7 protein-coding genes and 1 pseudogene are annotated in these 6,288 nt (G+C 66.8%); all 8 read left to right on the plus strand.

The window, feature by feature from the left end:
- A pseudogene (locus tag VLK61_RS29655) lies at nucleotides 1-873 on the plus strand (4Fe-4S dicluster domain-containing protein); the annotation flags it as partial.
- Between the two features lie 11 nt (nucleotides 874-884).
- Nucleotides 885-1,571 carry a nitrate reductase molybdenum cofactor assembly chaperone gene (gene narJ / locus VLK61_RS29660; protein WP_325426900.1) on the plus strand — a complete coding sequence of 229 codons (687 nt, stop codon included), beginning with the start codon at nucleotides 885-887 and terminating at the stop codon, nucleotides 1,569-1,571.
- Entirely contained in the window at nucleotides 1,568-2,371 is an 804-nt protein-coding gene (gene narI, locus VLK61_RS29665; protein ID WP_325426902.1) for a respiratory nitrate reductase subunit gamma, read from the plus strand. The genes narJ and narI overlap by 4 nt, the downstream gene beginning before the upstream one ends.
- A 10-nt stretch (nucleotides 2,372-2,381) precedes the next feature.
- The gene (locus tag VLK61_RS29670) at nucleotides 2,382-3,158 is read left to right on the plus strand and encodes a peptidylprolyl isomerase (RefSeq protein ID WP_325426904.1); all 777 of its coding nucleotides are present in this window, start codon (nucleotides 2,382-2,384) and stop codon (nucleotides 3,156-3,158) included.
- Complete coding sequence (locus tag VLK61_RS29675; protein ID WP_325426906.1) at nucleotides 3,158-3,784, plus strand: carbonic anhydrase; 627 nt, start codon at nucleotides 3,158-3,160, stop codon at nucleotides 3,782-3,784. Before VLK61_RS29670 ends, VLK61_RS29675 begins: the two co-directional genes overlap by 1 nt.
- Nucleotides 3,785-3,858: 74 nt before the next feature.
- Nucleotides 3,859-5,037, plus strand: a complete 1,179-nt coding sequence (locus tag VLK61_RS29680; RefSeq protein ID WP_325426911.1) for an NAD(P)H-dependent flavin oxidoreductase — start codon at nucleotides 3,859-3,861, stop codon at nucleotides 5,035-5,037.
- 82 nt (nucleotides 5,038-5,119) lie between these two features.
- Nucleotides 5,120-5,722, plus strand: coding sequence for a hemerythrin domain-containing protein (locus VLK61_RS29685; protein WP_325426907.1), 603 nt, complete (start codon nucleotides 5,120-5,122; stop codon nucleotides 5,720-5,722).
- A 91-nt stretch (nucleotides 5,723-5,813) separates the two neighbouring features.
- Nucleotides 5,814-6,053 carry a hypothetical protein gene (locus tag VLK61_RS29690; RefSeq protein ID WP_325426909.1) on the plus strand — a complete coding sequence of 80 codons (240 nt, stop codon included), beginning with the start codon at nucleotides 5,814-5,816 and terminating at the stop codon, nucleotides 6,051-6,053.
- Nucleotides 6,054-6,288: the final 235 nt, after the last annotated feature.

Consider the following 6,288-nt stretch of genomic DNA (forward strand, 5'->3'; position numbering starts at 1 on the left):
GGCTGGCGCATGTGCGTCTCGGGCTGCCCCTACAAGAAGATCTACTACAACTGGCAGACCGGCAAGGCCGAGAAGTGCATCTTCTGCTACCCGCGCATCGAGGCCGGTCAGCCGACCGTGTGCTCGGAAACCTGCGTCGGCCGCATTCGCTACCTCGGCGTGATGCTCTACGACGCCGACCGCATCCAGCAGGCGGCCAGCACCGAGCGCGACCGCGATCTGTACCAGGCGCAGTGCGACATCTTCCTGGACCCGCACGACCCGAAGGTCATCGAGCAGGCGCGCGCCGACGGCATTCCGGAGAACTGGCTGGAGGCGGCAAAGAAGAGCCCCGTGTGGAAGATGGCGATGGACTGGAAGGTGGCCCTGCCGCTGCACCCCGAGTACCGCACGCTGCCGATGGTCTGGTACATCCCGCCGCTCTCGCCGATCACCGCTGCGGCGAATGCCGGGCACATGGGCGTCAATGGCGAAATTCCCGATGTGGCAAGCCTGCGCATTCCGGTGCAGTACCTGGCCAATCTGTTGACGGCCGGAGACACGGCGCCCGTCGTGCGCGCGCTCGAACGAATGCTTGCCATGCGCGCCTATCAGCGCGGCAAGCATGTGGAAGGCGTGGAGAACCTCGCAGCCCTGCAGCAAAGCGGATTGACCGCCGAGCAGGTCGAGGACATGTACCAGATCATGGCCATCGCGAATTACGAAGATCGCTTCGTCATTCCGACGACTCACCGCGAATACGCCGAGAACGCCTTCGACCTGCGCGGCGGCTGCGGCTTCTCGTTCGGCAACGGCTGCTAGGACGGCGCCGGCGAGACCTCGCTGTTCGGTGGCAAGAAGCGCCGCACGATCCCGATCAAAGCCACTGTCTGAAGGAACGCACGATGAACAACAAGCGACTGACCATGCGTGTGCTGGCCGCGATGCTGCGCTATCCGGATGCCGACTTCCGCGCTGCGGTGCCGGAGCTGCGCACTGCGCTGGAGACCGAGAGCAGCCTGCCGAAGCAGCGCCTGGTCGAACTCGACGCGCTGCTGCGGCAATTGCAGACCATGGATGCCTTCGAGGCCGAAGGCCGCTTCGTCGACACCTTCGACCGCGGCCGCGCGACATCCCTGCACCTGTTCGAGCATGTGCATGGCGACTCACGCGATCGCGGACCCGCGATGGTCGACCTGGGGCAGATGTACGAGCGTGCCGGCCTGCTGCTGGGCAGCGATGAACTGCCCGACCACTTGTCCGTGGTGCTGGAATTCGCGTCGACGCAACCCGAGAAGGTCGCGCGGGAGTTCCTGGGCGAGATGGCCCACATCCTGAACGCGGTGTTCAGCGCACTGCGCGAGCGCGAGAACCCTTACGCCTCGGTCATCGCCGCGGTATTGGAGTTGGCCGGACAGAAGGTGCAGGCCTTGCCCGTCGTGCCCGACCAGGACATGGACGAGGCCTGGGCCGAACCGCCCGCCTTCGACGGTTGCAGCACGCGCGGGCAGGCCAGTCCCGATACGCCCCAGCCGATCCAGATCGTCCGGTCGCGCAAGACCGTGACAGCCTCTCAAGGAGCACCACTGTGAGCACGCCCTGGCTTGACACCCTGCTGTTCGGCTACTACCCCTACATCTGCCTGACGGTCTTCCTGCTCGGCAGCCTGATCCGCTTCGACCGCGACCAGTACACCTGGAAGAGCGATTCGTCCCAGCTGCTGCGCGCCGGCAGCCTGCGCTGGGGCAGCAACCTGTTCCACGTCGGCATCCTGTTCCTGATGGCCGGCCACACGGTGGGCATGCTGACGCCGCACTTCCTGTACGAAGGCTTCATCAGCGCCGGCACCAAGCAACTGGTGGCGATGGTCTCCGGGGGCCTGTTCGGCGTGCTGGGCTTTCTGGGCGTGAGCCTGCTGCTGCACCGGCGTTTGTCCGATCCGCGCATCCGCCTGACGTCCAAGCGCAGCGACATCGCGCTGCTGGCGCTGCTGTGGCTGCAGTTCGCGCTTGGCCTGGCGACCATCCCGCTGTCGGCCCATCACCTGGACGGCGGCATGATGATGAAGCTGGCCGAGTGGGCGCAGCGCATCGTCACCTTCCGCGCCGGCGGCGTCGAGTTGCTGGCCGATGCGGGCTGGGTGTTCAAGGCCCATATGTTCCTGGGCATGAGCATCTTCCTGATCTTCCCGTTCACGCGGCTGGTGCATGTCTGGAGCGGCTTCGGCACCATCGCCTACGCCTTCAGGCCCTACCAGATGGTGCGCAGCCGCAAGCTGAACCTGCCGCAGGCCCATGCCCAGCCGCAACGCCATGTCGCGCAAGCGAATGTTCCGGCCCCCAGCAGCCAGCGAGCCAATCCGGCCACGGCTTCACGCCCCGCCGAAGTCTGAGGAAACCACCATGACAAGCGCCACCCTTGAAGCGCCGGTTGTCGCATCGCCCGCGGCCGTCGGTCCCGTCGCACGCGTCAACGGCATTGCATTGCATGAACCGGACGAACAGCTGAGCGACGAGGCACTGCGCCAGCGCGCCTGCACCGAGCTGCTGCGCCAGCAGGCCAGCGGATTGGGCATTGCAGGCGGCACGACCTCGCACGCCATCGAGACACTGCTGGAGCGTGCGATCGTGGTCCCCGAACCCACCGAGGAGGCCTGCAAGCGACTCTTCGATGCCAACCCGTCGCGCCATGCGGTCGGCGAGCGCCTGTTGCTGCGCCATGTGCTGTTCGCTGTAACGCCCGGTACCGATGTCAATGCGCTGCGACAGCGGGCCGAAGCCCTGCTGTTCGAGCTGCGCTGCGCCGAGCCTGGTGATGACGCGTTCAGTGCGGCCGCCAGACGCTGGTCGAATTGCCCCACCGGCGCGGACGGCGGCGACCTGGGCTGGGTCACGCGGGACGATTGCGCACAGGAATTCGCCCACGAGGTTTTCGGCCAGCAGACCATCGGCATCCTGCCGCGACTGATCCACAGCCGGTTCGGCTTTCACGTCGTCGAGGTGTGTGCACGCGAGGCCGGCCAGCAGCCCGAGTTCGCCGAGGTGAGGCAAGCGATTGCCCAGCGCCTGCGCCAGCAGACCTGGACCAGCGCGCTGCGCCAGTACCTGCAATTGCTGGCGGGCAAGGCGGTGCTGGAAGGCGTCGATATCGAAGGGTCGACAACGCCGCTGGTCCAGTGATGCCGGACGAACTGCTGCAGCGGCTGAAGCGATTCCGGGAGGACGCGTTCCCCCGCTATCGCGTGCAGTTCCAGACATTGGTCGACGAGGGCCAGCACCCGACGACCCTGTTCATCGGCTGCTCGGACTCGCGACTGGTCCCCTACCTGCTCACCGGCACCGGTCCGGGCGAGCTGTTCATGGTGCGCAATGTCGGCGCCCTGGTGCCGCCGTGCTGCGGAACATCGGATGGGGGACACCACGGCACCGCCGCCGCCATCGAATTCGCGGTACTGCAGCTGAAGGTCAAGCGCATCATCGTCTGCGGCCACAGCCATTGCGGGGCGATACGCGCGCTGTATGAAGATGTGTCGCCCGAAGCGGTCAACCTCGAAGCCTGGCTAGACCTGGCGCGCGACGCCGTGCTGCCCGTGTGCCCGAGCCCGGAAGCCCTGCGCCGCACCGAGCAGCGCACGATTGCGCTGCAACTCGAACGGCTGATGGACTATGCGATGGTGCGCCAGCGCGTCGACGCTGGCGAGCTCACGCTGCACGGCTGGCATTACCAGATCGAGGACGGCGAAGTCAATGTGTTCGACTTTCAGACCGGCGCGTTCGTGCCGGCGTCCTTGCTCGCGTCCCTTTGACATTCGTCAGCGACAGCCGGGCCTGGCCTGCCTAGAGTTCGCCGGCATCCGGAGACCTTGTGATTCCCATCGACATGCAGCGCTTGCTGGCGCAATGCGGCCTTGCGCCGCTTCATCTTGCAGGGCGTACCCTCCTGCCGATCGTCCAAGGCGGCATGGGCATCGGCGTCTCGGCCCACCGCCTGGCAGGCACGGTCGCGTCCTGCGGGGCCGTGGGCACCTTGAGTTCGGTCGACCTGCGCCGGCACCACCCGGACCTGATGGAACGAACGCGCGGTCTGGGCGTCGGCCCTGAGGCCAAGACCAGCATCGACGCCGCGAACCTGGAGGCGCTGGACCGGGAAATCGGCCGCGCCCGACAGCTCTCGGGAGGCCACGGCCTGGTCGCGATGAACGTCATGCGCGCTGTCAGCGACTACGTGGCCTACGTCAAGCGCTCACTGGCCGCCGGTGTCGACGCCATTGTTGTCGGCGCCGGTCTTCCGCTCGACCTGCCCGACCTGGCCGCCGAGCATCCGAACACGGCGCTGATTCCCATCCTGTCGGACTCCCGCGGCGTGCAACTCCTGGTCCGCAAGTGGGAGCGCAAGAAGCGCATGCCCGATGCTGTCGTGCTCGAGCATCCCCGACTCGCTGGCGGCCACCTGGGCGCGGCGCGCCTCGAAGACCTGAATGACCCGCGCTTCGAGTTCGAGCGCTCGATTCCGGAGACGCTCGCGGTGCTGCGGGCGGCCGGCATCGAGAAGCAGACGCCCATCATCGCCGCGGGAGGCATCCGCACCAGGGCCGACATCGACCGTGTCGTCGCGCTGGGTGCAGCCGCCGTGCAGCTGGGAACGCCCTTCGCCGTCACGACCGAAAGCGACGCGCACCCTGAGTTCAAGCGCGTGTTGGCGGAGGCCCGCGAGGAAGACAAGGTCGAGTTCATCAGCGCCGCCGGCCTGCCGGCGCGCGCGGTTCTGACCCCGTGGCTCAAGGCCTACCTGCGGGCCGAACCGCGATTGCAGGCCGTTGCCCATGCCAAGAAGCGCTGCACCAAGGCCTTCGACTGCCTGGCGCAATGTGGTCTGCGCGACGGAAAGCTGGGCTGGGGCCAGTTCTGCATCGATCAGCAACTCGCCGCAGCACTGCAAGGCGACGCCAAGCGCGGCTTGTTCTTCACCGGCCGGGGCGCGCTGCCCTTCGGCGACCAGATCCGCAGTGTCCGGGCGTTGATGGCCCGGCTTCTGGGGGGCGACGCAGCGCCCGCTTGACACAGCGCAAGGGCCGTGCCGCCCGAGTCTGCAACCATCGCTGCATGAGTGACCTCCGTGGCCTTCTTCCAGCGAGCATCACATGACGCACCGCAGCATCGACATCATCAAGCAAGAGCACGCCGCACTGGCGGCCATGCTTCGGTCCATCCAGCTCTTGCTGGCGCAGCACCGCCGAGACGGCACGCTGCCCGACTTCCAGGCCCTGCGTGCCATGCTCTTCTACGTCGACGAGTTTCCTGAGAAGCGCCACCACCGCAAGGAGTCGGAGCTGCTGTTTCCAAAGCTGAGGGCCCGAACGCCCCGCAATCGCGACATCCTCGACCATCTCGACCTGGACCACAGCCGCGGCGAGATGCGGATTCGCGAACTCGAACACGCGCTGCTGGCGTTCGAGATGATGGGCGAATCCCGACGCTCACGATTCGAAGAGACGGCGGCCCGGTACATCGACTTTTATCTGGGGCACATGGCGATGGAGGAGAAAGACATCCTCCCGCTGGCCGAGCAGGTCTTGACCGCACAGGACTGGGAAGAGCTGGACGAGGCCTTCCTCGCCAACCAGGACCCGCTCACCGGCGCAGCACCCGAAGCCGAATACGCAGCGCTTTTCTCGCGCATCGTGAGCATTGTTCCGGCGCCCATTGGGCTCGGCCCCGCGAGCTCGCCGCCAGGTCGGCGCTGAACCAGGACATCCCTTGCTTGAGCTGCCGCAATGCCCTCACGGAACTCGCGGCCTGTGGTGGAATCGTTCCAGGGACTTCAAGGAGTTCGCCATGATCGACAATTCACCGGCCACGACCGCGGTGCCGGACATGCCCGCGGCGGCTTTCAATCAGATGTGGACCTGGGTCGACAGCGGCAGCAAGGCTGCGCTGTCCTGGGTCGAATTCCAGCGCATGCTCTGGCAGCCCTGGTTCGACATGCAAGCCGCCTGGCTGCAGCAATGCAGTGAAGGGGCGATCTGGCCCGGCCCGTCGACCTGGCTGATCCGCGGCGCAGAGCAATTGGCCTGACTCTGCGCCACCGCAGGCGCGTGCCCGCACCGGTGGACAGCGAGTACAGGGTCACGGCACGCTGACGCCCAAGCCGGGCCCGGCGCATCAGCATGCCAGCGGCAGCAGGTAGCGCAGCACCTGCGGATCCTCAGAAATGGCCTGCCGCTGCATGCCTGCGGCCTGCGCCAGCGCCTGCATCGCGCGGTTCTCGGTCAGCACGTCGCAGACCAGCCGCCGCGTGCCGCGCGCGCCT

It is taken from the genome of Aquabacterium sp. (assembly GCF_035476535.1).
Lineage (GTDB): Bacteria > Pseudomonadota > Gammaproteobacteria > Burkholderiales > Burkholderiaceae_C > Pseudaquabacterium.

Excerpts from the sequence above, each read along its gene's own strand:
- VLK61_RS29675 (WP_325426906.1), top strand. The coding sequence starts at position 3,158 with ATGCCGGACGAACTGCTGCAGCGGCTGAAGCGATTCCGGGAGGACGCG.
- narJ (WP_325426900.1), top strand. The coding sequence starts at position 885 with ATGAACAACAAGCGACTGACCATGCGTGTGCTGGCCGCGATGCTGCGC.
- VLK61_RS29685 (WP_325426907.1), top strand. The coding sequence starts at position 5,120 with ATGACGCACCGCAGCATCGACATCATCAAGCAAGAGCACGCCGCACTG.
- VLK61_RS29680 (WP_325426911.1), top strand. The coding sequence starts at position 3,859 with ATGCAGCGCTTGCTGGCGCAATGCGGCCTTGCGCCGCTTCATCTTGCA.
- VLK61_RS29690 (WP_325426909.1), top strand. The coding sequence starts at position 5,814 with ATGATCGACAATTCACCGGCCACGACCGCGGTGCCGGACATGCCCGCG.
- VLK61_RS29670 (WP_325426904.1), top strand. The coding sequence starts at position 2,382 with ATGACAAGCGCCACCCTTGAAGCGCCGGTTGTCGCATCGCCCGCGGCC.